This is a genomic window from Haloferax sulfurifontis ATCC BAA-897, assembly GCF_000337835.1.
GTDB lineage: Archaea > Halobacteriota > Halobacteria > Halobacteriales > Haloferacaceae > Haloferax > Haloferax denitrificans.
This window is the reverse complement of record NZ_AOLM01000003.1, coordinates 95,374-117,379: the sequence shown is the minus strand read 5'-3', so window position 1 is coordinate 117,379 and position 22,006 is coordinate 95,374. Positions and strand designations below refer to the sequence as shown.

Sequence of the window (22,006 nt, the reverse complement as noted above, 5' to 3'; positions counted from 1 at the left end):
TATGACCGCCGGTGGCTAAAAGCGTCCTGACGCGGTAGGAGTTCCATGACCCGCCGTCGAGACGCCGCGCTCGCCGGAGCGGTGCTCGTCCCCGTCGCGGTCGCGGCGGCCCTCCTGCGGACCCCGGTGACGGCCGAGCCGGCCTTCGTCGGCGTCGTCGGGGCGCTCGCGCTCGAACTCGCGCTCTCGATGCGGGCGTCGAGCGCCCGTAGACTGTGGGAACGACGGGGCGTGCGAGCCGCGTCCGTCGCGCTCGCCATCGTCGGCACCGCCCTCGCCGTCGTCGTCTTCGGGCCGGCGTCGCTCCTCGTCGTCGCGGCCGGGCTCTCGACGTATCTGCTTCTCCTCGCGGTGGTCGAGCTCCAAAGTCGCCGCTCCGGTCCCGAGCGCCGTCCGTGATTCGGCCCCTCGGACCTGTTACGCGAGGAATACTTAACCGACATCCGTCCCCCAGTACGGGTATGCGTAGCACAGCCTTCGACCGCCGAGACGACGGACGGCGACCGTGACGGCCTCGGCCGACGGGGGTGCGACCCCACCGCCGACCCGCCGGACGAGACGCCGCGTGCTCGAAACCGGCGGCGCGGCGGCCGCGGCCACGCTCGCGTTCGGCGGACTGCTCGCGACCGAGTGGGTCTGGCTCGTCTCGCGGGCCGAACCCTCGCCCGAGACCGCCGCGGCGACGTGGGCCGCCGGGACGCTGTTCGTCGTCGTCGGACTCTGCGCGTACACCTACGCGAACGCGAACGAGAACGTCGCGCCCCGCGGCGGCGAGACGGCCGAGTCCGCGGCGGAGCAGGCCCGCGCTTACGACGGCCTCGGAGTGCCGACCGCGGTCACACTCACCCGCGGGTTTCTCGTCGCGGGAGTCGCCGGCGTCGCCGGCGTGGCGCTCCACGGGCCGCTGAGTCCGCCGTGGGCGTGGGCCGCCGCCGTCGGCTACGGGGTCGCCGCCGCGCTCGACGCGCTCGACGGGGCGCTCGCCCGCAGGCTCGACCGCGTCAGCCGACTCGGCGCGCGACTCGACACCGCGGTCGACGCATTCGGCCTGCTCGTCGCCCCCCTCGCTGGCGTCCTCCTCGGCGAACTCGCGTGGTGGTACCTCTCGGTCGGCGCGGCGCGGTACGTGTTTCTCCTCGGCCTCAGGCTCCGCCAGCGGGCGGGCCGGGCGACGTTCGACCTCCCGCCCCGCGCCTCGCGCCGCGTCCTCGCCGGCGTCCAGATGGGCGTCGTCCCGCTGGCGCTCGCGCCCGGCGTCTTCGACCCGTCGATGCCCCTCGTGACCGGCGTCGCGGCCGCGGCGCTCCTCGTCGGCTTCGCTCGGGACTGGGGCTACGTCTCGGGGCGATTCGGGAGCGAGGCCGGCGGAGACGCGTCAGTCGCGGAGTAATCAGTCCAGTTCGGCCAACACGTCGAGGTTGTGGGCGACGTACGCGAGTTCGTCGCCCGCGAGGGCATCGTGTCGGGCGCGGAGCCACCCGTCGAGCGTCTCGCGGTCGACCGCGTCCGACTCGCCGACGGACTCCTCGACGAAGCCGAGGATGCGGTCGAGGAAGATTCGCGCCTCGTCGTCGTGCGGCGGGTGGACGACCCAGTCGGAGCCGCCGGCCGCGACGACCGGCGCGCCGAGGTCGGGGAGCGCCGTGAGGAGGTCGGAGCCGGTGTCCGGGCCCGCGCGGTCGTCGTCGCGCATCGTCTCGTGGTACGCGCCGAGCACCGCGTCGTCGTCGGGGTGGCTCGGGCGGAACGCGGTTCGGCCGTCGAACGTGATGGGCGCGTAAAAGAGGCCGTCGTCGGTCAGCCGCGAGAGGAGCGCGGCGACCGCGCGGCGAAGCGGGAGCACGTCGAGGACCGCGTGGGCGACCACGAGGTCGATGGCCTTCGGGAGGACCGTCATCGCCTCGAAGATGTCGCTCGTCACGTAGGTGAGAGAGACGGAGCGACCGTGGCGGTCGATGCGAAACCCGTTCGACGTCGGCTCGGCGGTCCAGCCGGCGGCGCGGGCCCACTCGGCGAACGCCGCGGCCGCGTTGTCGGCCATCCCGCGCGTTCGGTCGACGAGGACGTACTTTATCTCGTCGTGCGCGTCGAAGACGCCCCACGAGAGGAGTCGCCGACACATCGCGCCCGTCCCAGCCCCGACCGAGACGACGCGGAGCGGCTCTCCCGACCGCGACTCGGCGCGCGCCTCCAGTCGGTCTTCGAGGCTCGCCAGCGTCGGTCGGTGTAGCGCGCGGTCGTCTACGGACTCCTTCGCGCGGAGGTAGTGGACGAACCGGTCGTCGTGGCTGGTCACGACCGACTCGTCTCGGCGGACTCGTATAACCGTTCTCCCGGCCCGACTCCGCCCGGTCCGGCCTCGGGCGCGGCGAGCGAATCGGTCACGGCGGACACGCTCAAGTGTGAACTGAGCTAAACGTTCACTCGATTCGCCCGGAAAGTATTTGATTCGGTTCCGGTGATGTAACGCCAAATGGATAGCGAGATTATTGACGCGGTGACCGGGTGGGACTCCGCGCCCGCCGAACGAGGCTACGGTGGTCTCCGGTCGCTCGCGGACGACGGCTTCACAGGAGCCGTCGTCGCAGGCATGACGTGGGGATTCATGCTCAACGGCCGTCTCCTCGGGGTTTTCGACGGGACGGTCGACGGTTTCGAGGGTGAATCGATAGAGGCGTATCGCGCACCGGACCCGGCCCTGCCGCTTCTGTACGCGATGCGGGAGACCGGCGGCGACGTCCGCGCGCAGTACTACACGGAGGAGACGCCGCTACAGGACGCCGACGGAACGCTCTCGGCGGGCGGCTTCACCGGCTACGTCGAACTGTCGGAGAACGTGCTCTCGGGCGACTACTACGTCGTCTACCACGGGGGGAAGTCGATGAGCGCCGCCTTCGTCGGCAACAGCAGGCGACTCATCACCGGCGACGAGGCGTTCGAGCGCGCGAGCGACGAGGTTGGCATCTACAAGGTCTACGACGTGGACATCGACCTCGTCGACATTCCCGGGGGCGACCCCGACGAGGAGGCCGACGAGACGGCGGGAGTCGCCGCTGGCGGCGTCGCTGGCGGTGTCGCTCCGACGGGCGACGAAGGGGCCGAGGACGCGGACGCCCCGACGGCCACCGACGAGCCGGGAGCGACCGCCACTGCCGACGAGGACGGCGACGAGACCCCCGAGGTCGACGACGGCGACGGCGACCTCGTCGGTGACGAGCCGGAGCCGGCGGACGAAGAGCCGGCCCCTGCCGCCTCGGCCGACGCGGCCGCGAGCGACGTGTTCTCCGCCGAGGCGCAGTGGCGAAACGCCCGGTCGATTCCCTCGCTCGACCCCCGCGACGCCGAGGGCGAGTCCGTCGACGGCCGCCCCGGGACGCCCCGGAGCCACCAGCGGAACACGACGCACGCGACGCACCGCCGACCGTCGCGGGGCGGGGCGGCCGCCGAGTCGCGGCCGTCGTCGGAAGACCAGCCGCCCCAGCGGCGGTCTCAGCCGGACGAACAGACGTCGGAAGAGCCCGCGGTCGACCCGGCGGAAGCCGAGTCGCTGAAACAGCGAGTCGAGGCGCTGGCGTCCGAGCGCGACCGGCTCAAATCCGAGCGCGACGCCCTCCGCGAGGAGCGCGACGAACACCGCTCGCGCGCCGAGGAGCTGGAAGGCCGCGTCGCCGAGCTCGAATCCGAGGTCGAGCGGCTTCGGGGACAGCTCGACGAGGCGGGCATCCGGTCGACCGACCGCTCGATGTCGGCCGACGAGGCGCTCCGCGGGACGAACCTGTTCGTCCGCTACGCCCGGAAGGGCGAGGCGACGCTGGAGAAGGCCCACGACGGGCAGGCCTCCCGCGAGGAGGTCGTCGAGAACCTCCGGCTCGAACACCACACCACGTTCGACACGGAGGGGCTCGGCATCGACGGCCAGCCCTACGAGGAGTTCCTCCACGAGACGCCCGAGTACGGCTTCGCCAAGTGGGTCGTCACCGACCTGCTCTACGAAATCGGCGAGACGGGCAATCGGTCGAGCCTCGCCGGCGTCTTCGACTCGATTCCGAAGGCCGACCGAATCGAGCTGTACGGGAGCGTCTCGATACCCCTCGGTGACGGCGAAGCCGAGTCGCGCCAGTTCGACATCATCGTCCGCGACCAGATGGGCGAGCCGCTGTTCGTGGCGAACCTGAACGACTCGCGGGACCCGGCGACCCGGCCGATGGTCACCCAGCTCATCAAGGACTCGAAGGGCGTCGCCAACGCGAAGGAGACGCTCGGCTCGGCGTTCATGGTCACGAAGAGCTTCTTCGAGCCGGGGGCGCTGGAAGCCGCCACCGAGGAGACCGGCGGCGGCCTCCTGAGCCGGTCGAAGCGCAAGAGCTTCGTGAAGCTCTCGCGGAAGCAGGGCTACCACCTCTGTCTGGTCGAAGCGCGGGGCGGCGAGTTCCACCTGAACGTCCCCGACCTCTGAGTCGGCCCAGCTTCGACCGTCGTCGGTCGCTGTCGCTGTGGTGTTCTACGCCCGCGGAGCGCCGCGGCTGGCGGTGCGACTGAGCAATAGTGAAACGACCGCGGTGCTTGGAGAGCGACCGCGGATAGTGTCCGTGGTGTCGTGTCGTGTCGGTACAGCCGGTACCGCGCGTCGAAGCGTCGCTACCGCGGTCGGTCCGATGTCGTGCCCGGAAAGACTCGTCGGACGAAACAGGATAGAACGACCGCGTGCGCCTGAAGTGTGGTTAGTTCTCGATTTCGGCCGCTTCCTCGATTTTCATCGATTCGAGCTTGCCGACGATTTCGTCAAGCTTGTCGTCGAGTTCGTCGACGAACTCCTGGGTGCGCTCGGTGGTGATTGCGCCCTGGCTGGAGGGTTCGATGAGGTTCTCTTCTTCGAGAACGCGGAGGGAGTAGCGGACCTTGTGGTGCGGGTAGCCCGTCTCGTTGGACATCTTCACGATGCCGATTGGTTCACTTTCGATGACCATCTTCAGGACCTGGAGATGGCGCTCCAACATATCGACTTCCTTCTCAAGTCGGTCTATCATGCCATTTGTTAACTCTTCTTGGTAGGCTTTAAGCCTTGCCCTCCGAGCCGGCGAAAAATCCGGTAACCCGACCTTACTGAGGACACTAATTAACCGTTGTGTTATCCGTCGCCACGCCAATGCGTGTTCATGGCGTATTCCTCGGCGACTTCGGGAGAATTAGCCACGAACGTGTATTGCTCGTCGGCCGCGACCGTAATCTGTTTAGTCCGGCGCGGGGAACGGCCGACGTATGACTGTTACCATCGTCGGTTCGCAACTCGGCGACGAGGGCAAAGGCGCGCTCGTCGACCTGTGGGGCGGCGACGCTGACATCGTCGTCCGCTATCAGGGCGGCGACAACGCCGGCCACACCGTCGTCGAAGACGGCGAGGAGTACAAGCTGTCGCTCGTCCCGAGCGGGGCCGTCCGCGACAAGGTCGGCGTCCTCGGAAACGGCTGTGTCATCAACCCACGGACGCTGTTCTCCGAGATTGACGACCTCCGCGAGTGCGGCCTCGACCCCGACGTGCGCCTCGCCAAGCGCGCGCACGTCATCATGCCGTACCACCGCCGCCTCGACAACATCGAAGAGGAGGCGAAAGCCGACTCGGACCTCACCGTCGGCACGACCGGCCGCGGCATCGGCCCCACCTACGAGGACAAGGCCGGCCGCCGCGGCATCCGCGTCGGCGACCTGCTCGACCCCGACGTGCTCCGCCAGCGACTGGAGTACGTCGTCCCCCAGAAGCAGGCGCTCATCGAGGACGTGTACGGCCTCGAAGCCGGCGAGGAGTGCGACGTGGAAGCGCTCGTCGAGGAGTACACCGAAATCGGCCGCCGCCTCCGCGAGGACGACATGGCCGTCAACTGCGGCGACTTCCTCGCCGAGCGCCGCGAGGCCGGCGACAACGTGATGTTCGAGGGCGCCCAGGGCACCCTCATCGACATCGACCACGGGAGCTACCCGTACGTGACCTCCTCGAACCCGACCGCGGGCGGCGCGGCCACCGGCACCGGCGTCGGCCCGACCGTCGTCGGACAGGGCGAGGTCGTCGGCATCGTCAAATCCTACCTCTCCCGCGTCGGCGAGGGCCCGATGCCGACCGAGCTGAAAGACGACGACCGCGAGGAGGAGCTCGCGGACTTCATCCGCGAGAAGGGCGGCGAGTTCGGCACCGTCACCGGCCGCCCGCGCCGCATCGGTTGGCTCGACATGCCGATGCTCCGCCACGCCGCTCGCGTCAGCGGGTTCACCGGCATCGCCGTCAACCACCTCGACGTGCTCGCCGGCCTCGACGAGGTCAAGGTCGGCCACGCCTACGAACTGGAGGGCGACGAACGCCTGACGATGCCCGCGACGACCGAGCGCTGGGGCGAGTGCGAACCCGTTCTCAAGGAGTTCGACACGTGGCCCGAAGTGGACTGGGCGGCCGTCGCCGAGGAAGGCTACGACGCCATTCCCGACGCCGCACAGGACTACCTCGAATACCTCTCGGACGAACTCGACGTGCCGATTTACGCCGTCGGCGTCGGCCCCGGCCGCGAGCAGACGGTCCACATCGAGAACCCGTTCGACGACTGAGCGCCCCGCAGTCGGCCGAGCGCTGACGGCCGGCCGTCGCCCGACAACCATCGGCGACCACCGCCGCGACGGCGGCGAACCCGTACGCTTTTACTTCGCGCAATCCACCGTCACGACGATGAAAGAATCCCTGATGGACATCCTCTGTGACCCCCTCGACAAGAGCGAACTCGAGCTGGAAGTCGACGAGCGCGACGGCGACGAAATCATCGAGGGGCGGCTCATCGGCACGGTCACCGGCGAGGTGTACCCCATCGAGGACGGCATCCCGAACCTCCTGCCGCCGGACATGCGCGACGACTGAGGCGCGACACCTCATCGGACCTGAACGTTTTTCTATTCTCGTCTCGACGGTGAAGCCGTGTCGAACGCGCCGCTCACCGTCACGCTGAACGACGAGCGCCCTCACGACCTCTCGGTAGCGCCGTCGTTCTCGACGAACGGGCCGTTCTCGGTCGAGCTCGCGAACGAGGGACAGGCGGTGCACGTCCACCTCCACATCGACGACGAACTCTCGCGCGCGGCGAGCCTGTCCGAAGGAAACCACTTCGTCGACGGCGGCCAGACGAAGACCGTCGAGGTGTTCGTCACCTCGCCGCCCGAACCGGTGTCGGGGAAGCTCAAAATCGTCTCGGGCCACGGCTCGGAGACGAGGTACGTCGACGTGACCGTCGAACCCGGCTCCGGCGGCAAACCGCCGGTCGACGTGGACGAGACGCTGTCGAAGCCCAAGCAACCCGAACCGGAGCCGAGCGTGACAGAAAGCATCGCCGACGTGTTCCCGAGCGTCGACCCGCGGGCCGCCCCGCTTTTCGGCCTCGCGCTCGTCGCGCTCGTCCTCGCGGTGGCGCTCGCGTCGCTGTTCGAGAGCTTCGCCATCACCCTCGGGGCCGGCGTCGTCGTCGGCGGCGTCCTCGCGGCGCTGGTGCTGACGATGCGATGACGCTGACGACGCGCTGAGCGCGTCCGAGAAATCGGACCGATTTCTCGCGGCGCGGCCTACTCGCCGTCGGGCGCGTCGGTCGGGACGCCTCCGAGGTTGCCCTCGTCGTCGAACAGCTTCGCGCGCAGGAACCGCGCCCGGTAGCGGTTCGCGCCCTCGTACACGTCGGCCTCGCGGATGTCGTCGGTGCGGTCGTCCGCGACGGCGTCGATGATGTCCTCGACCTGTTGTTTCTCCGAGGGCGTCAGTTCGAACTCGTACGTCTGGGTCTCTTCGCCCTCCAGCCGCGTCCACTTGCGGGACGCCGCGATGACGACGGAACACGGCTCGCGGCACGGGAATGCGCCGTCGCCGCCGTCGACGTCGAGGGCGGTGTCGTCGTCGTACTCCCACTCGCGGCGCTTGACGCACTGGCTGTCGTCACAGCAGGCTTCCGCGACCCAGTCGACGTGCTCGTGGCCGTCGCCGCGGTTCCACGTCTTCACGACGCTGTACATCCCGGTCTGGCGGCCGATGGCGTCCTCCCAGTGGGTCACGTCGAGTTCGCCCCGGCGCTCGCGGTACCAGTTCGGCACCGACGCGGGGTAGAACGTCTCGACGGTCTCGACGAGGTCGCGGCCGCCGAGGTCGGGGAACACCCAGCCGCCGGCGAGGTTGTTGCCGGACTTCAGCGGGCGGTACCGACCCTTCTCGTCGTAGGTCGCCAACTGCCGGGCCGCGAGCGGTTCGCGGTAGGCGTCGAGGTAGTCGCGGTCGGCGTCGGCCTCGTCGGCGTGGCGGAGTTCGTAGGACCGCTCGCCGTGGTCGTCGACCGTGACCGTGACGAGCAGTTGGCCCCACTCGCGACTGACGCCGTCTCTGAGGGCGTCGTAGCGCTCGGGGACGGAGACGGAAGCGACGTCGGCATCGGCGTCGGCGTCGTTACCGTTGTCATCTCCGTCGCCATCGCCGTCGTCGCCCGCATCGACTGGCGCGCCCTCGACCCAGCGGAGGAACGCCCGCCGCTGGGGGCTGACCTCGCCGAGGACCTCGGACCAGAAGTACCAGTTCGTCGCGTAGTCGGCGTCGTCGGCGTCTTCGAGCGCCTCGCGGAGGCCGTCTTCCGTGAGTCCCGAAAGCGTCGAATCGGGCGTTTCGAGGCGGAAGCCGGCGTCGTCGTGGACGACGGTGAGTCCGTCGAGGGAGACGCCGTCGCCGGTCGCCGCGGCGTCGACGAGGGCGTCGAGGTGGTGCCCCATCAGTTCGCCTCCTGCGGCGTCTTCCGAGTGCGTTCGCGCACGACTTCGAGCGCGTCGCCGATGTCGGCGCCCGCGTCGGCGGCGCGTTCGAGCACCACGTCGGCCATGAGGCCCTCGGTGCCGACCGCGCCGGCGTACCAGATGCGGTGGCCGTCGACCTCGGCGGGCACGTCGTAGCCCGTGCGGTAGTCGTCGGTCAGGCCCATGTCCTCCGGGATGTCCTCTTGGGTGTGGAAGCCGTCGGCGATAAACAGCGGGACGACGACCACGTCCTCGGAGTCGAAGTAGTCGGTCACGTCGTCCACTTCTGGTTCCTCGTCCATGTAGAGCGCCTGCACCTCGTCGAAGCGGTCCATCTCACGGATGCGGTCGGCGTGGTACTCGATGGCCTTCGCGGAGTTCTCGTTGCGCTCGGTCCCGTGGCCGACGACGGCGAGGCCGAAGCCCTCGCCGACGTTCGGGTCGCCGGTGACCGTCTCGGCGCGGCGGACCAACACGTCGGTCATCGCCGCGTGCGTCCCGACCGGCCCGCAGTAGTGAATCGTCTTCTCGGGCACGTCCGTCGCGGTGAGCGTGACGTGCGACGCCGACAGGCCGTCGGAGTCCCAGTCGGCCACGTCCCACCCGTCGAGGCGGAGTTCCCGCGGGATGACCTGCTCCGTGAAGTAGCCCTCGCTGATGAAAAGCGGGACGACGTACACCTCGTCGGCCTCCACGGTCCGGAGCACCTCGCGGATTGACGGCTCTTCCTTCCAGAAGCCGGTCCGCACCTCGTCGAACGCGCCCACCTCGCGGACCGTGTCCGCGTGGTCGTAGGTGGGGGCGCTCGAATCCGGGTTCAGGTGGGACCCGTGCGCCACGATGACCAGAGCTTGCATGTCCGGGGGTTACGAGGGGAGTGTCTTATGAACTTCGCATCGGGGAAAGGAATCTTCGGGTTCGGACAACTCGCGTTCGCCACCCGTTCAGGAAACTCGAGACGGGGCGCGGGGAGTCGCGACCCACGACGACCGCGACAGCGCCCGCCGAGCGGCGGTTTTTTGCGCGCGCCCGACCACGGCTGAGCCATGTCCCTCGCCGCCGACGCGCGCGACGCAGTCCGCGAACGACCGTATCTCCTCGCCGCGCTCCGCGCGGGCGTCGTCAACTACGCCGCCGCCGCGGCCGAACTCGACCTCGGCGACGACGAGGCGGTCGCGGCCGCGCTCCGCCGGTTCGCCGACGACCTCCCGCCGCTGGAAGCCGACCCCCGAGACGCTTCCGTGACGATGCGGAGCGGCGTCGGCCTCGTCGGCGAGGACGTCGACGAATCCGACGACGACCCCGTGCTCTCGGTCGCCGGCGTCGACCTCGCGAGCGGCGGCCCGCTCACGGCTATCATCGCTGAGGGCGAGGTGGACCCGGCCGTCCTCACCGCCGTCCTCTCCCGACTGGACGCCGAATCCGTCGTCGTCGACGCCGCGGGCGTCACGGGCGACGCGCTCGCCGTGGTCGTGCCGCGCCGACAGGGGGCCGCCGCCCTCCGCGTGGTCGAAGCGGCCGTCAGCGATTTATACGTCTGATTTCCGGCTATCAACCGTGATAGCCGGCGGACGGCGCTTATTACCACGGAGTCGCTGAATCGGTCAATGGTTTCGCCCAGCCCCCGCGACGACGACGGCAACATCTCGCTTTCATCCACGGAACTCCTCACCGAACTCGACCTCGACGCCGACGAGTTGGGCTGGCGGCAGTCGTTCGTCGGCTTCGGCGACGAGGACGCCGCGCGTCTCGCCGACCTCCGGAGCGTCGTCGAGGCCCGCGACGAGGCGCTCGTCGACGGCTTCGTCGAACCGATTCTCGCCAACGAGCGGACGGCGGACGTCGTCGACCGCTCGAAGAGCGACCTCGACGGCCTCCGCGCGGTCGTCTCCGGCTACTACCGCTCGTTCACCGACGGGAACTACGACCAGAACCACTACGCGGCGCGCACGCGAATCGGCCTGCTCCACGACAAACTCGACATGCCGTTGCACTACTTCGGCGGGATGTTCGCCAACGTCACCGGCATCTTCGCGGACGAACTCCGCGGGCGCGCCGTCGCCGACGCCACCGAGTCGCTGTCGGGCGAGGACGCCGACCGCGTCGAAAACGCCGTCGACGAGGCGTTCGCGGACATGATGGCGGTCGTCCGCGGGCTCAACCTCGACCGACAGGTCGTCAACGCCACCTACCTCTACTCGTACTCGCTGGACGTCCGCGAGGAGGTCCGCCGGGCCAGAGAGAGCCGCGGGAATCTAGAGTCGGTCGCGTCCCAGCTCCACGAGGAGACCGCCGGCACGAGCGAGAGCATCGCGGAAATCGAGGCGTTGGCGGGCCGGCAGGCCGACATGACCGAGGAAATCGCCGCCGAGCTGTCGAACCTCAGCGCGACCGTCGAGGAGGTCGCCGCCACCGCCGACGACGTCTCCTCCCGGAGCGACGAGGCCACCACGCGGGCCGAGGAGGGCCGCGCCGAGGCCGGCGAGGCAATCGGCGCGATGCGGCAGGTCGGCGACGACCGCGACGAGATAACCGTGAACGTCGAGGCGCTCGTGGCCGCCATCGACGAGATTCAGGACATCGTCGAGGTCATCGACGAGGTGGCCGACCGGACGAACCTGCTCGCGCTCAACGCCTCCATCGAGGCCGCCCGCGCCGGCGAGGCCGGCTCCGGCTTCGCCGTCGTCGCGGACGAGGTGAAGTCGCTCGCCAACGAGTCGAAGTCGCAGGCCGAGCGCATCGGCCAGATGATAGAGGACGTGACCGACCACATCGAGGACACCGCGGAGGCGCTGTCGTCGGCCGACGAGAACATCGACCACGGCATCGAGCGGGTCGAGTCGACCGTCGAGAGCCTCGACGAGATAACCGACTCGGTCGCCGACGTGACCGACGGCATCGACGAGGTGGCGCGGGCGACCGACGAGCAGGCGACGCTCACCTCCGACATCGCCACCTTCGTCGACGACGCGGCGACGCAGGTCGACGAGGTGACAGCGGAGATAGACCGCATCTCCGAGAGCGTCTCCGAGCAGGCCGAACAGGCCGCCGACCTCGACACGGCGGTCGAGGACCTGGACCGCGAGGCCGACCTCGAATCGTTCCGCCGGCGCGCGGAGACGACGACCGACGGCGGCGTCGCCACCAGAGGCGGGCACTACGCGCTCGCGTCGGCGGCGAACGCCGACCGCGCGCTCGGCGGAGAGACAGCGCCGACGGGCGCGACCGGCGACCGAGTCGGCGGCGCGGGGTCGAGCGTGACTGGTGGCGATTCGACCGGTGGCGACTCGATCGACGGCAACCCAGCCGACGGCGACCCGACAGACCGGATTCCGGCGTTCGTCAAGCGACTCCTCTCGGAGGAGACGCTGGCGAAGATTCGCCGCGGCGAGGCCGACCGACCGGACTGGACGAAGTAGCCGCCGCGAGGGGGTGACGACGGCGCGGCGGTCGCCCCGCCGGGCCGACTTCGTATCGGCTCCGAACCGACCGTGTTTCCGACGGGTTGAAAGTGGTGCCGGGAGTAGCCGAGTCCGATGACCCTGTCCGTGACCAACACCCTGACGGGAGAGCGCGAGGAGTTCGAGTCGCACGGCGACGAAGTGTTGCTCTACGTCTGCGGACTGACGGTCTCGGACCACGCGCACCTCGGCCACGCCCGCCTGTGGATGCACGCCGACCTGATGCACCGCTGGCTGGCCTACGAGGGCTACGACGTGCGCCACGTCGAGAACTTCACCGACGTGAACGAGAAGATAGCCGCCCGCATCGGCGAGGACGACCTCGGCGACGACGAGGCGGGCGTCGCCGAGCACTTCGTCGGCGACGTGATTCGCGACATGCGCGGGCTGAATCTGAAGCGCGCCGAGGTCTACCCGCGCGTCTCCGAGCACATCCCCGAGATTATCGACCTCATTCGGACGCTCGTCGACCGCGGCCACGCCTACGAGTCCAACGGCTCTGTCTACTTCGACGTGTCCACGTTCGACGACTACGGGAAGCTCTCGAACCAGAAGCTCGAAGAACTGGAGTCGCGGGCGACGAAAGACGAGCGCTCCGAGAAGCGCAACCCGACCGACTTCGCGCTCTGGAAGGCCGGCGCGGTCGACCCCAAGACGGCCGCCGAACACCGGAACCCCGACCTCGAACCGCTCCACGAGCCGTGCGGCGAGACGTGGGAGTCGCCGTGGGGCGAGGGCCGCCCCGGCTGGCACATCGAGTGCTCGGCGATGTCGATGACGCACCTCGGCGACACCCTCGACATCCACGTCGGCGGCCGCGACCTCGTGTTCCCGCACCACGAGAACGAAATCGCCCAGTCGGAGGCGGCGACCGGCCAGCAGTTCGCTCGCTACTGGCTCCACGTCGGCCTGCTCCAGACGGAGGGCGACAAGATGAGTTCGAGCCTCGGCAACTTCTTCACCGTCGGCGACGCGCTCGACGAGTTCGGCGCGGACGTGATTCGGACGTTCTACCTCTCGACGGCCTACGGCTCCGAGCAGACGTACTCCGAGGAGACCATCGCCGAGGCCGAGGAGCGCTGGGAGCGCCTCGAACGCGCCTACGAGTCGGCCGTCGACGCGGTCGACAGCCCCGACGCCCGGACGAAAGTCGAGGCCGAGGCTCTCCGCGAGACGGTGACCGCGACCCGCGAGAACTTCCGCGAGGCGATGAACGACGACTTCAACGTCCGCGAGGCGATGGCCGAACTGCTCGGCCTCGCCGGCGCGGTCAACCGCCACGTCGCCGACGCCGACGAGTACGACTACCGCGCGCTCCGGCGCGCAGTCGAGGCGTTCGAGGACCTCGGCGGCGAGGTGTTCGGCCTCTCGTTCGGCGACGCGGGCGAGGGCGGCGACGTGTCGGTCGCCGAGGACCTCGTCCAACTCGTCTTGGACGTCCGCGAGGCCGAGCGCGAGGCCGGCAACTACGAGCGCGCCGACGACCTGCGCGACGACCTGACGGCGCTCGGCGTCGACGTCGAAGACGGCCCCGACGGCGCGACGTTCCGGTTCGAGTAGTTCGAGTAGTCAGTCGAACCGAAACAGCACGACCGCGAAGTCGTCTCGCGCCGTCTCGTCGACCCCGGTGCGACCGCCGCCGTTCTCCGAAAGTCCGAGTTCGCGAGCCAACAGGCCGTGGGCCGCGGCGTAGCGGTCGAGGAGATCCACGGCGAACTCGCCCGTGACGACCTCGCCGGTCGCCTCGCGTCGCTGGCCGCGGTACCACAGGCGGCACGCCATCGGCCGGCGGAAGTTCTTCCACCAGTTGCTCTCCGCCTTCGGCGTGACGGCGACGATGCCGCCGCCCGCGACGGCGTAGGCGACGGGGAACGTGTACCGTCGGCCGCTCTTGGGGCCGACGTAGGAGACGAGCACGAACCAGCGACTGGCGAGTCGGTGGAGCGGCGAGCGGAGCACGCGACGCAGAAACGGGTTGGCGAACCGCTGTTCGAGCGTTCGCTGTGCGTCCGAAACGTGGTCGGTGACGACGGTCGGGGACATCTGTTCGCGTGTCGTACGCGCCCGTCGGAGAAAAATCAGTCACACGGCGAACAGGTACGACGCCGGTCACATCGTAAACAGGTGCGAGTCGTCGGGCACGTCGAACAGCCCCATCCTGACGCCCGCGTCGAGCCAGCCGTAGCCGTACGAAAACGACGCCAGCGCGTTCACCCAGTCGTCTGCCTCCTTGAAGTGTCGGCCGTCGTCGAGGTATGACTCGGCCATCTCCAGACAGTCGGCGGCGGCGTCGCCGAGCGGCGTCTCGTCGGGGACGGCCTGCACCGCCTCGTCGAGCGCGTCGGCGAGCATCCCCTCGTAGCGGTTCGTCTTTTCCTGTAGGTCGGCGGCCATGCGGAGTGATGCGTCGGCGACGGATACCGGTCTTTCGCTCCGCGGGCCGCGAGCGCCGTGGCATGCGTTGTCGTGGCGGTGGTGTAGCACTCCTCGCAATACAGCGAAACCTTAAGACGCCGGTGTAGCGAACTATCGCACATGACAGAGGACGCCGATTCGTTCGTGGAACACAGGAAACTCATCATCGCCGGCTCGGGCATCTCCGGGCTCTCGTCGGCCATCTACGCGGCCCGGTCCAACAACGAGCCGCTGGTGCTGGAGGGCGACGAGCCGGGCGGACAGCTCACGCTCACGACCGAGGTGGACAACTACCCCGGCTTCCCCGAGGGCATCTCCGGGCCGGAGCTCATCAACAACATGAAAGAGCAGGCAGAGCGCTTCGGCACGGAGATTCGCCACGGCATCATCGAGGACGTCGACGCCTCCGAGCGCCCCTTCACGGTCACGCTCAAGAACGGCGACGTCTACACCGCGGACGCCCTCATCGCGGCGTCGGGCGCGTCGGCCCGCACCCTCGGCATCCCCGGCGAGGAGAACCTGATGGGCTACGGCCTCTCGACGTGTGCGACCTGCGACGGCGCGTTCTTCCGCGACGAGAAGATCATGGTCATCGGCGGGGGCGACGCCGCCGTCGAGGAGGCCAACTTCCTCACCAAGTTCGCCTCGACGGTGTACCTCGTCCACCGCCGCGAGGAGTTCCGCGCCGAGGACTACTGGGTCGACCGCCTGATGGAGAAGGTCGACGAGGGCGAAATCGAACTCATGCTCAACACCGAGGCGACGGAGCTTCACGGCTCGCCCGAGGAGGGCGTCGACCACGTGACGCTCGTCCGCAACCCCGAGGGCCACCCGAGCGACAAGCTCGACGACCCCGAGACCGAGGAGTTCGACTTCGACGTGGGCGCGGTGTTCTACGCCATCGGCCACACGCCGAACGCCGACTACCTCGACGGCACGGGCGTCCAGCGCGACGACGACGGCTACATCGTCGCCAAGGGCGGCTCCGGCGGCGGCCAGACCGCGACCGACGTGCCCGGCATCTTCGCCGCGGGCGACGTGGTCGACTACCACTACCAGCAGGCCGCGACGGCCGGCGGCATGGGCGTGAAGGCCGCCCTCGACGCCGACGACTACCTCGAAGAGCTCGAACGCGAGGAGAAGCGGGCGGCCGCGGGCGCGGCCGAATAGGCGGCATACACGGCCCGCGCTCGGCGTTCCGTATTCTCTCGATTTCTTTTCGATGCGCCCTACGTCAAAGACCGCAACAGCCACGCGAGGACGAAGCTAATCGCCACGAAAATCAGGTAGACGCCCGGCGAGAATCGCGCGTCCACGACGCCGACCGCGTCCGCGACCGCGACGGCGAAGATGACGAGACCGACGCCGACGAGCCCGTTCCCGAGGATGTTCGGGACTCCTCGTTTGGTTTCCATAGCCGCGGTTGGACTCGCCGAAAAATAAGCGTAGGGTGCGTTCCCAGCGGGTGAAAGGGAACTTCAGTCGGCCGCGCCCGGACTCGCGTCGGCACCCGCGCCGCGCTCGTCGGCCGTCAGGTAACACTGCGGGTCGGGGCCGAACAGTTCGCCCGTTGCCGCGAGCGACCGAAGCCGCGAGGAGCCGCGGCAGACGTCCCGATACTGGCACGAAGCACACTTGCCGGTCAGATGCTCTTCCCGCTCGCGGAGCTTGGTGAGAAGCGGGTTCGACTCGTCGTCCCAGATGTCGCCGAACGGGCGGTCCCGGACGTTGCCGAGGCTGTAGCCCTGCCAGAACTGCGTCAGGTGCACGTCGCCGCGGTAGTCCACGTCGGCGACGCGCTCGCCGGTCGGGTCGCCGCCGTTGACGCAGAGATACCGGTGAATCCGGTCGGCGTGGTTGGCGTCGAGTTCGTCGCGGGCGTACTCGACCACGTAGGCGGAGTCGGCGTAGTTGCCGACCAGAAGCGTCTCTATCTCCTCGCCCTCGGCGTGGTACTCGCGGGTCATGTCGAACAGCCGGCGGACGGCGCGGCGCTGGGCCTCGTCGTCGAGGTCGGCGTCGGCGATGTCGCCGCCGCGGCCGCCGTAGTCGAGGTGGTAGAAACAGAAGCGGTCGACGCCCACGTCGTACAGCAGGTCCACCACGTCCTCCATGTCGGCGGCGTTGTGCTCGGTGATGGTGTACCGGAGGCCGGTCTTGAGGCCCACCGACAGGCAGTTTTCGATGCCGCGGACGGCGGCGTCGAACGCGCCGTCTTTCCCGCGGAAGCGGTCGTTGCGCTCCTTCAGGCCGTCGACGGAGACGCCCGCATACGAGAGCCCCGCGTCGCGGAGCGCCCGCGCCTTCTCCTCGGTGATGAGCGTCCCGTTGGTCGAAAGCACCGCCCGGATGCCGGCGTCGGTGGCGTAGTCGACGAGTTCGACGAGGTCTTCGCGGACGAGCGGCTCGCCGCCCGAAAACAGGAGCACGGGCACGTCGTAGGCCGCGAGGTCGTCGATGAGGCCCTTCGCCTCGGCGGTCGACAGTTCGCCCTGCGCGGGGTCGAGGTCGGCCCCGGCGTAACAGTGTTCGCAGTAGAGGTTACAGCGCCGCGTCGTGTTCCAGACCACGACCGGGCGCTTCTGTTTCTCCTCGCGTATCTGTTCGATGTCCGCGTCGGGGTCGTCGTAGCGGAGCCCGTCGCCCTCGGCTCCCTGTCCGCACAGGAGCTTGCTGATGGAAATCACTCGACGGACACCCCGTTTTCGACACCGCGGGCGTCTCCCGCGCCGTCGTGCTCCATCCCGCGGTGTTCCGTCCCGTCGGTCGACTCCTCGCCTTTCGCCGCGAGGTCGTTGCCGCCGAGTCGGAGGAACTCGTCGGCCGGCGCGAGCCAGAGGTCCGCGTCGCCGTCGCCGCCGCCGCCGCCGTCGCCGAACAGCGTCCGCGCCTGCTCGGTCGCGAGGTCCTCGGAGGGGGCGGTGACGCTCCCGACGTGGCGCATCGGCTCGGTCGGCGTGTCGCGGTAGAACACTTCCCACTGGCGGGTGCCGTCGATTCGCGGTCGTCGCCTCGGGTCGTCGTCGTCCATGCCGTCGCCTTCGGGCGGGACGGCCACGCTCGTTTCGCCCGTTTTCAGCGCGTGGGAATCGAAGCTTTCGACTTGTTCGGCCACTCACTAGCGCCAGCTAATGACGCAACGGGTTTCCCGGCGGTCGTTTCTCCACGCAACGGCGGCGTCGACAGGTATCGCGCTCCTGGCGGGCTGTTCGAGTTCGTCCGGCGGCGGCTCCGGCGGCGCGGGCGACGGTGGCGGGGCCGGCGGCGACTCGTCCGGTGGGGAGAGCACCGCCGAACACGAGATGCGGGACTTCGGCGGCTGGTTCGACCGGACGGGGAACTACGACGGCGTCCACGACCTGACGGGACAGGACAGCGTCACGGTCGCGGTCGGCGCGGGCGGTAACGGCGGCGGCTACGCGTTCGCTCCGGCCGCGATAGAAGTTTCGCCGGGAACGACGGTCGTCTGGGAGTGGACCGGAAACGGCGGCACCCACAACGTCGTCAACCGCGAAGACGGCCTGTTCGAGTCGGAACTCACCGTCTCCGAGGGCCACACTTTCGAGTACACGTTCGAGGAGTCCGGCGAGTACAGGTACGTCTGTGTCCCCCACGAGACGCTCGGCATGGTCGGCGTCGTCGTCGTCGAGTAAGCGTCAGCGGCCGCGGCGTCGGCACTGCCCTCGCGCCGTTCCGGACGAGCGACCACCTCAGTCCGCGGGCAGGTCGTCCGGCGTCGGCGTCACGCGGACTTCGGGGCGTCGTTCAGCGGCGCGGTACAGAGGACACAGCCGGTCTCCCGGAGCGTCCGCATCATCGGCTCGTTGACCCGGTAGCGCTCGCCGCACTCGGGACAGGTCACGTCGAACTCGCGCATCGTTTCTCACCGACTAGTGGTACGCCGCGGGGACCCGAGGGGGCGCACCCTGCATTCGCGGGGGACTGATATCCCGTCGACACGTCTCATCTCGTCACCCCTGAAGGATGGCACCCATGAGCTTCTTCTGTGCCATGGCGAGGTGCTCGGAGAACGTCGAGGTCGTGATGCCGAGTTCGGTCGCGACCTCGCCTTTGTTCGCGCGCCGCGGGTGGTCGAAGTAGCCCATCTCGTGGGCCGTCTCCAGCACCTCGCGCTGGCGGTCGGTGAGCTGGCCCCGCTCGACCAACACGAGGTCCCGCGACTCGTCGACCGACGACTGGAGCAGTCGGCGCACGTCCACCGACCCCGACGACTCCCGGAGGGAGGCGACCACGTCGCGGAGCGTGTCGATGTCGGGGGCGTGGAACGTCAGAAACAGCGCGCCGTCGCGCGTCTGGACGTCCACGACCGGGCAGTCGAACGCCTCGACGCGCTCGCAGGGACAGCCGACGCCGCCCTCGCGGTCGAACCGGTAGACGCTCCCGTCGCCGTACTCGAACAGCCGCTCCATCTCTTCGGGGACCTCGGTGTCGTCGTCGAAGACGAACTCCTCGACGACCGACCCGCGCTCGTTGGGAGCCATGCTCCGCGAGAGCGCGTAGCCCGAGGTATCGCCCTCGGAGACCGTCGCGACGGGACAGCCGTCCGGCCCCGTCACTTTCAACTCCGCTCTGATGCCCGCTGCGCTCGTCATAAGAGTACGAAGTCGCCCCAGCCCCTGATATAAACACCCCCGATACACCGGGCCTTTATATCGTGGTCCGTTTCCAGTCGTCGCCCCCGTCGAACGGGGCGCGGCCGCTCGTGTGAGGTATAAAGCGCCCTGCATATTCTGGGTGCCCTTCGACGGGCGACGCGGGCGAATCTACGGGTGAGCATGCAGACCGGCCTCAGACGCAAGCCGACCGGACCGAAGCCCGCCGAGCTGGAGGCGGAACAGGTGCTGGAAGCGCTGTCGGACCGCGCGTGCCGGCGAATCCTCACCACGCTTCAGGGTGCGACCGAGCCGATGACCGCACAGGACCTCTCCGAGGCGTGCAACGTCCCGCTGTCGACGACCTACCGGAAGGTCGAACAGCTCTCGGAGGCGAGCCTGCTCGAAGAGACGCTTCAACTGCGGGCCAACGGGACCCACACCCACCAGTACCGGTCGAGCGTCGAGTCGGTCACGGTGTCGCTGAACGACGACCGGGGGCTCGAAGTCGCCCTCGGAGGAGACCGCTGATGGGGTCGGAGCCGGTGCATCCGCCGGACTCGGGGGGCGAACACCCCGTCCGCCCGCGGCTCGCGTCGCGGCTGACCACCCATCCCGACGGGCGCGAGGAGTGTACGATTTACCCGGCTGACGCGACGCCCGAAGACCAACTGACGCAGTGGCTATCGGCGTTCGAGGGGAGCTACGTCGACCTCGACTCGATGGAGTAGCAGTCTGCAGTGAGCGTGACAGCCGGGTTACAGTCGGTCGGCGTCGACGCCGTCGTCGCCCCTGCTCCACGGGCGCGGGCTGTCGAGCGCCATGAGGTACTCTTCTAAGAGGGTCGGAAACGCCCGTCCGCGGAGGTTTCGCAGGCCGAAGTCGGCGGCCCAACTGATGATGCCGGTGTCTTCCGTGACGACGCCGGCGTTCAGTTCGCGCGCGAGGATGAGGAGGTCGAAGTCCTCGCGGGAGTCGAGGACGCCCTGTCTGAGCGCGCCGCGGTAGTCCTCCCGGAGGTCGGAGATGACCTTGTCCACGTCGGAGAGCTTCGACCCGCCGTTGGAGCGCTGTTTCGACTCCTCGGCCTTGCGGACGGCCTTCTCGGAGACCCGGAGGCCGCGGTTGACGCGGTCGGACATCTCGTCGATGAAGCGGTAGACGACCTCGGCGGGGATGTACACCTCGTAGCGGTCGGGGTGTTTCTTGATGACCCACGTGTCGAGTTTGCCGAGCACGTCCTCCGAGACGCCGCGGTCGCGCAGGATGTGTTCCAACTCCGCGGCGATAGACGGCGGCATGTAACACGAGATGTTCAGGTCCAGTCGCGCGGCGGCGATGGTGTCGAGGAGCCGTTCGATTCCCTCCTCGAACGTCTCGTCGTCGTCTCGAATCTCCTCGGAGAGAAACAGCGAGGTGTCGAGCACGAAACGTTGTTTCAGCGGATACTCGGCCATCGTTCGTCAGTTGGTACCGCGGCACTATGACCCTTCCCCGTGGACGAAGGTGACAGAAACCGTGCGGAGGCGGCTCAGAACAGCGGTTCGATGCGGTCGTCGCCGGTCGAGATGAGGTCGTCGAGCGACGCCGCGCTCGACTCGCGCTTGGCGAGCATGTCGCGTTGGGTCTCGATGGCGACCGCCTGCAGTTCTTTCACCCGCGGCACGTCGTAGACGCCCGACAGGAGCACGACCGCGGCGACGAAGTTCGACCCGACGGGGTAGTCGCCGCCGCGAATCTCCATCGTCCCGGTCTCGTCTTCGAGCCACGTCCGCGCGCGCTCGATGCCGCGGCGCGAGAGCACGTCCGGCGGCCCGGCGACGACGACGAGGCCGCGCTCCGCGCCGGAAATCTCGCAGGGGAGCGTGAGCCGGCCGAGCGCGGCGCGGCGCACGAGGCTGGTGATTCGGTTCGTCGAGTCGCCGCCGTCCTCGGCGTCGGCCGCCCCGCCGGAGAGCCGGGAGAGAAGCCCGCGCTTCGGGCGGTCGAGTTCGACGGAGGCGTAGCCGATAGTCGAGATGCCGCCGCTGGCGAGCGTGTTGATTATCTCGGAGGCGTCCACGACGGACTCCGCCACCGCGCCGGAGCCGTCGCCCTCGCCGGCGCTGAACAGCACGCCGAGGCGGCGGGCGAGTTCGGCGTTGATACTGCCGTAGCCCGCTTCGAGCGACTCACCGGTCTTCCGCCAGGCGTCGTTGTCGAAGACGATGAGGTTGTCGACCTCGCGGACGAACGTCTGGAAGGAGCGCGCGGCGTTGAGCGTGTAGATACCGCCTTCGTCCCGCGCGGGGAGGACGCCGAGCCCGTAGACCGGCTCGGTGTAGATGTGCTTCAGTTCGCGCGCGACGACGGGCGCGCCGCCGGAGCCGGTGCCGCCGCCGAGGCCGGCGACGACGAGGAAGGCGTCTATCTCGTGGACCGGGAGGTCGTCGACCATCGAGAGCACCTCGCCGACGTCTTCTGCGGTCACCTCCGCGCCGAGTTCGTTGTCCGCGCCGACGCCGTGGCCCTTGACGCGGGTCAGGCCGACGAGCACCTGCCGCGACTCGGGGATGTTTCGGAGCCCCCGGAGGTCCGAGCGGGCCGTGTTGACGGCGATTGCGTCGACGACGAACCCCGTGTTCGTCCGTCGCTCGTAGTCGACGATGGCGTCGACTACCTTGCCGCCAGCCTGTCCGATACCGATGAGTGCGAGTTTCATGGCCGTGTTCCTCTCAGAAATCG

General features: G+C 69.0%; 26 protein-coding genes. 13 read left to right on the top strand and 13 right to left on the bottom strand.

Annotation, left to right across the window (positions count from 1 at the left end):
• Positions 1-45 precede the first annotated feature (45 nt).
• Complete coding sequence (locus tag C441_RS01445; protein WP_007273458.1) at positions 46-399, top strand: hypothetical protein; 354 nt, start codon at positions 46-48, stop codon at positions 397-399.
• A 166-nt stretch (positions 400-565) separates the two neighbouring features.
• Complete coding sequence (locus C441_RS01440; protein WP_007273457.1) at positions 566-1,390, top strand: CDP-alcohol phosphatidyltransferase family protein; 825 nt, start codon at positions 566-568, stop codon at positions 1,388-1,390.
• Here the strand turns inward: C441_RS01440 and C441_RS01435 are convergent, their stop codons facing one another.
• Positions 1,391-2,296 (bottom strand): hypothetical protein, encoded by a 906-nt coding sequence (locus C441_RS01435; protein ID WP_007273456.1) that lies wholly within the window; start codon positions 2,294-2,296, stop codon positions 1,391-1,393. It lies immediately after the preceding gene.
• Between the two features lie 177 nt (positions 2,297-2,473).
• Between C441_RS01435 and C441_RS01430 the strand changes: the two genes are divergently transcribed.
• Positions 2,474-4,456: a DUF7527 domain-containing protein gene (locus C441_RS01430; protein WP_007273455.1), complete on the top strand. Its 1,983-nt coding sequence runs from the start codon at positions 2,474-2,476 to the stop codon at positions 4,454-4,456.
• A 265-nt stretch (positions 4,457-4,721) separates the two neighbouring features.
• On the opposite strand, the gene C441_RS01425 is transcribed toward C441_RS01430, so the two are convergent.
• Entirely contained in the window at positions 4,722-5,027 is a 306-nt protein-coding gene (locus tag C441_RS01425; protein ID WP_004043804.1) for a hypothetical protein, read from the bottom strand.
• A gap of 232 nt (positions 5,028-5,259) precedes the next feature.
• On the opposite strand from C441_RS01425, the gene C441_RS01420 reads away from it, so the two are divergent.
• The 3 genes from C441_RS01420 to C441_RS01410 all read left to right on the top strand — a co-directional run bounded on the left by C441_RS01420 (position 5,260) and on the right by C441_RS01410 (position 7,534).
• Positions 5,260-6,591 carry an adenylosuccinate synthase gene (locus tag C441_RS01420; protein ID WP_007273454.1) on the top strand — a complete coding sequence of 444 codons (1,332 nt, stop codon included), beginning with the start codon at positions 5,260-5,262 and terminating at the stop codon, positions 6,589-6,591.
• Positions 6,592-6,709: 118 nt separating this feature from the next.
• Entirely contained in the window at positions 6,710-6,895 is a 186-nt protein-coding gene (locus C441_RS01415; protein ID WP_013035425.1) for a methytransferase partner Trm112, read from the top strand.
• 57 nt (positions 6,896-6,952) lie between these two features.
• Positions 6,953-7,534, top strand: a complete 582-nt coding sequence (locus C441_RS01410; protein ID WP_007273453.1) for a DUF7524 family protein — start codon at positions 6,953-6,955, stop codon at positions 7,532-7,534.
• A 56-nt stretch (positions 7,535-7,590) separates the two neighbouring features.
• Here the strand turns inward: C441_RS01410 and C441_RS01405 are convergent, their stop codons facing one another.
• Together C441_RS01405 and C441_RS01400 are read right to left on the bottom strand one after the other, a co-directional pair.
• Positions 7,591-8,772, bottom strand: coding sequence for a DR2241 family protein (locus tag C441_RS01405; protein WP_007273452.1), 1,182 nt, complete (start codon positions 8,770-8,772; stop codon positions 7,591-7,593).
• A complete protein-coding gene (locus C441_RS01400) occupies positions 8,772-9,650 on the bottom strand; it encodes a CbiX/SirB N-terminal domain-containing protein (RefSeq protein WP_007273451.1) in 879 nt (292 codons plus the stop codon). The genes C441_RS01405 and C441_RS01400 overlap by 1 nt, the downstream gene beginning before the upstream one ends.
• Positions 9,651-9,839: 189 nt before the next feature.
• Here C441_RS01400 and C441_RS01395 point away from each other — a divergent pair, with 189 nt between their 5' ends.
• The 3 genes from C441_RS01395 (at position 9,840) to cysS (ending at position 13,814) form a co-directional block, all read left to right on the top strand.
• Positions 9,840-10,334 carry a DUF7523 family protein gene (locus tag C441_RS01395; RefSeq protein ID WP_007273450.1) on the top strand — a complete coding sequence of 165 codons (495 nt, stop codon included), beginning with the start codon at positions 9,840-9,842 and terminating at the stop codon, positions 10,332-10,334.
• Between the two features lie 66 nt (positions 10,335-10,400).
• Positions 10,401-12,212 (top strand): globin-coupled sensor protein, encoded by a 1,812-nt coding sequence (locus C441_RS01390; RefSeq protein WP_007273449.1) that lies wholly within the window; start codon positions 10,401-10,403, stop codon positions 12,210-12,212.
• A gap of 117 nt (positions 12,213-12,329) precedes the next feature.
• The gene (cysS, locus tag C441_RS01385; protein WP_007273448.1) at positions 12,330-13,814 is read left to right on the top strand and encodes a cysteine--tRNA ligase; all 1,485 of its coding nucleotides are present in this window, start codon (positions 12,330-12,332) and stop codon (positions 13,812-13,814) included.
• A gap of 9 nt (positions 13,815-13,823) precedes the next feature.
• On the opposite strand, the gene C441_RS01380 is transcribed toward cysS, so the two are convergent.
• Together C441_RS01380 and C441_RS01375 are read right to left on the bottom strand one after the other, a co-directional pair.
• Complete coding sequence (locus C441_RS01380) at positions 13,824-14,297, bottom strand: hypothetical protein (protein WP_007273447.1); 474 nt, start codon at positions 14,295-14,297, stop codon at positions 13,824-13,826.
• A gap of 66 nt (positions 14,298-14,363) precedes the next feature.
• The gene (locus C441_RS01375; RefSeq protein ID WP_007273446.1) at positions 14,364-14,648 is read right to left on the bottom strand and encodes a DUF357 domain-containing protein; all 285 of its coding nucleotides are present in this window, start codon (positions 14,646-14,648) and stop codon (positions 14,364-14,366) included.
• A 141-nt stretch (positions 14,649-14,789) separates the two neighbouring features.
• Here C441_RS01375 and C441_RS01370 point away from each other — a divergent pair, with 141 nt between their 5' ends.
• Positions 14,790-15,839 carry an NAD(P)/FAD-dependent oxidoreductase gene (locus tag C441_RS01370; protein ID WP_007273445.1) on the top strand — a complete coding sequence of 350 codons (1,050 nt, stop codon included), beginning with the start codon at positions 14,790-14,792 and terminating at the stop codon, positions 15,837-15,839.
• Between the two features lie 59 nt (positions 15,840-15,898).
• Here C441_RS01370 and C441_RS01365 read toward each other — a convergent pair whose 3' ends face one another.
• The 3 genes from C441_RS01365 to C441_RS01355 form a co-directional block, all read right to left on the bottom strand.
• On the bottom strand, positions 15,899-16,084 hold the full coding sequence (locus tag C441_RS01365) for a hypothetical protein (RefSeq protein ID WP_004043815.1): 186 nt from the start codon (positions 16,082-16,084) through the stop codon (positions 15,899-15,901).
• Positions 16,085-16,147: 63 nt separating this feature from the next.
• Positions 16,148-17,356 carry a TIGR04347 family pseudo-SAM/SPASM protein gene (locus C441_RS01360; RefSeq protein WP_007273444.1) on the bottom strand — a complete coding sequence of 403 codons (1,209 nt, stop codon included), beginning with the start codon at positions 17,354-17,356 and terminating at the stop codon, positions 16,148-16,150.
• Complete coding sequence (locus tag C441_RS01355) at positions 17,353-17,727, bottom strand: Htur_1727 family rSAM-partnered candidate RiPP (protein ID WP_394295360.1); 375 nt, start codon at positions 17,725-17,727, stop codon at positions 17,353-17,355. The genes C441_RS01360 and C441_RS01355 overlap by 4 nt, the downstream gene beginning before the upstream one ends.
• Positions 17,728-17,800: 73 nt before the next feature.
• On the opposite strand from C441_RS01355, the gene C441_RS01350 reads away from it, so the two are divergent.
• Positions 17,801-18,322 (top strand): halocyanin domain-containing protein, encoded by a 522-nt coding sequence (locus C441_RS01350; RefSeq protein WP_007273442.1) that lies wholly within the window; start codon positions 17,801-17,803, stop codon positions 18,320-18,322.
• Positions 18,323-18,411: 89 nt separating this feature from the next.
• Here C441_RS01350 and C441_RS20450 read toward each other — a convergent pair whose 3' ends face one another.
• Both C441_RS20450 and C441_RS01345 read right to left on the bottom strand, forming a co-directional pair.
• On the bottom strand, positions 18,412-18,546 hold the full coding sequence (locus C441_RS20450; RefSeq protein WP_004970899.1) for a DUF7560 family zinc ribbon protein: 135 nt from the start codon (positions 18,544-18,546) through the stop codon (positions 18,412-18,414).
• A gap of 94 nt (positions 18,547-18,640) precedes the next feature.
• Positions 18,641-19,282 carry a helix-turn-helix domain-containing protein gene (locus C441_RS01345; protein WP_007273441.1) on the bottom strand — a complete coding sequence of 214 codons (642 nt, stop codon included), beginning with the start codon at positions 19,280-19,282 and terminating at the stop codon, positions 18,641-18,643.
• 183 nt (positions 19,283-19,465) lie between these two features.
• On the opposite strand from C441_RS01345, the gene C441_RS01340 reads away from it, so the two are divergent.
• Together C441_RS01340 and C441_RS01335 are read left to right on the top strand one after the other, a co-directional pair.
• Positions 19,466-19,813 (top strand): winged helix-turn-helix domain-containing protein, encoded by a 348-nt coding sequence (locus C441_RS01340; RefSeq protein ID WP_007273440.1) that lies wholly within the window; start codon positions 19,466-19,468, stop codon positions 19,811-19,813.
• Positions 19,813-20,013: a DUF7511 domain-containing protein gene (locus C441_RS01335; protein ID WP_007273439.1), complete on the top strand. Its 201-nt coding sequence runs from the start codon at positions 19,813-19,815 to the stop codon at positions 20,011-20,013. Before C441_RS01340 ends, C441_RS01335 begins: the two co-directional genes overlap by 1 nt.
• A 27-nt stretch (positions 20,014-20,040) precedes the next feature.
• Here the strand turns inward: C441_RS01335 and C441_RS01330 are convergent, their stop codons facing one another.
• Together C441_RS01330 and cetZ3 are read right to left on the bottom strand one after the other, a co-directional pair.
• On the bottom strand, positions 20,041-20,739 hold the full coding sequence (locus tag C441_RS01330; RefSeq protein ID WP_007273438.1) for an RNA ligase partner protein: 699 nt from the start codon (positions 20,737-20,739) through the stop codon (positions 20,041-20,043).
• A gap of 74 nt (positions 20,740-20,813) precedes the next feature.
• Positions 20,814-21,983: a tubulin-like protein CetZ3 gene (gene cetZ3 / locus C441_RS01325; protein ID WP_004970904.1), complete on the bottom strand. Its 1,170-nt coding sequence runs from the start codon at positions 21,981-21,983 to the stop codon at positions 20,814-20,816.
• Positions 21,984-22,006 lie beyond the last annotated feature (23 nt).

Bases quoted from the DNA above. Each gene is read 5' to 3' on its own strand.
- cysS (WP_007273448.1), top strand. From the start codon at position 12,330: ATGACCCTGTCCGTGACCAACACCCTGACGGGAGAGCGCGAGGAGTTC.
- C441_RS01380 (WP_007273447.1), bottom strand. From the start codon at position 14,297: ATGTCCCCGACCGTCGTCACCGACCACGTTTCGGACGCACAGCGAACG.
- C441_RS01430 (WP_007273455.1), top strand. From the start codon at position 2,474: ATGGATAGCGAGATTATTGACGCGGTGACCGGGTGGGACTCCGCGCCC.
- C441_RS01445 (WP_007273458.1), top strand. From the start codon at position 46: ATGACCCGCCGTCGAGACGCCGCGCTCGCCGGAGCGGTGCTCGTCCCC.
- C441_RS20450 (WP_004970899.1), bottom strand. From the start codon at position 18,546: ATGCGCGAGTTCGACGTGACCTGTCCCGAGTGCGGCGAGCGCTACCGG.
- C441_RS01405 (WP_007273452.1), bottom strand. From the start codon at position 8,772: ATGGGGCACCACCTCGACGCCCTCGTCGACGCCGCGGCGACCGGCGAC.
- C441_RS01365 (WP_004043815.1), bottom strand. From the start codon at position 16,084: ATGGAAACCAAACGAGGAGTCCCGAACATCCTCGGGAACGGGCTCGTC.
- C441_RS01395 (WP_007273450.1), top strand. From the start codon at position 9,840: ATGTCCCTCGCCGCCGACGCGCGCGACGCAGTCCGCGAACGACCGTAT.
- C441_RS01400 (WP_007273451.1), bottom strand. From the start codon at position 9,650: ATGCAAGCTCTGGTCATCGTGGCGCACGGGTCCCACCTGAACCCGGAT.
- C441_RS01340 (WP_007273440.1), top strand. From the start codon at position 19,466: ATGCAGACCGGCCTCAGACGCAAGCCGACCGGACCGAAGCCCGCCGAG.
- C441_RS01350 (WP_007273442.1), top strand. From the start codon at position 17,801: ATGACGCAACGGGTTTCCCGGCGGTCGTTTCTCCACGCAACGGCGGCG.
- C441_RS01415 (WP_013035425.1), top strand. From the start codon at position 6,710: ATGAAAGAATCCCTGATGGACATCCTCTGTGACCCCCTCGACAAGAGC.
- C441_RS01425 (WP_004043804.1), bottom strand. From the start codon at position 5,027: ATGATAGACCGACTTGAGAAGGAAGTCGATATGTTGGAGCGCCATCTC.
- C441_RS01370 (WP_007273445.1), top strand. From the start codon at position 14,790: ATGACAGAGGACGCCGATTCGTTCGTGGAACACAGGAAACTCATCATC.
- C441_RS01345 (WP_007273441.1), bottom strand. From the start codon at position 19,282: ATGACGAGCGCAGCGGGCATCAGAGCGGAGTTGAAAGTGACGGGGCCG.
- C441_RS01390 (WP_007273449.1), top strand. From the start codon at position 10,401: ATGGTTTCGCCCAGCCCCCGCGACGACGACGGCAACATCTCGCTTTCA.
- C441_RS01330 (WP_007273438.1), bottom strand. From the start codon at position 20,739: ATGGCCGAGTATCCGCTGAAACAACGTTTCGTGCTCGACACCTCGCTG.
- C441_RS01335 (WP_007273439.1), top strand. From the start codon at position 19,813: ATGGGGTCGGAGCCGGTGCATCCGCCGGACTCGGGGGGCGAACACCCC.
- cetZ3 (WP_004970904.1), bottom strand. From the start codon at position 21,983: ATGAAACTCGCACTCATCGGTATCGGACAGGCTGGCGGCAAGGTAGTC.
- C441_RS01420 (WP_007273454.1), top strand. From the start codon at position 5,260: ATGACTGTTACCATCGTCGGTTCGCAACTCGGCGACGAGGGCAAAGGC.
- C441_RS01375 (WP_007273446.1), bottom strand. From the start codon at position 14,648: ATGGCCGCCGACCTACAGGAAAAGACGAACCGCTACGAGGGGATGCTC.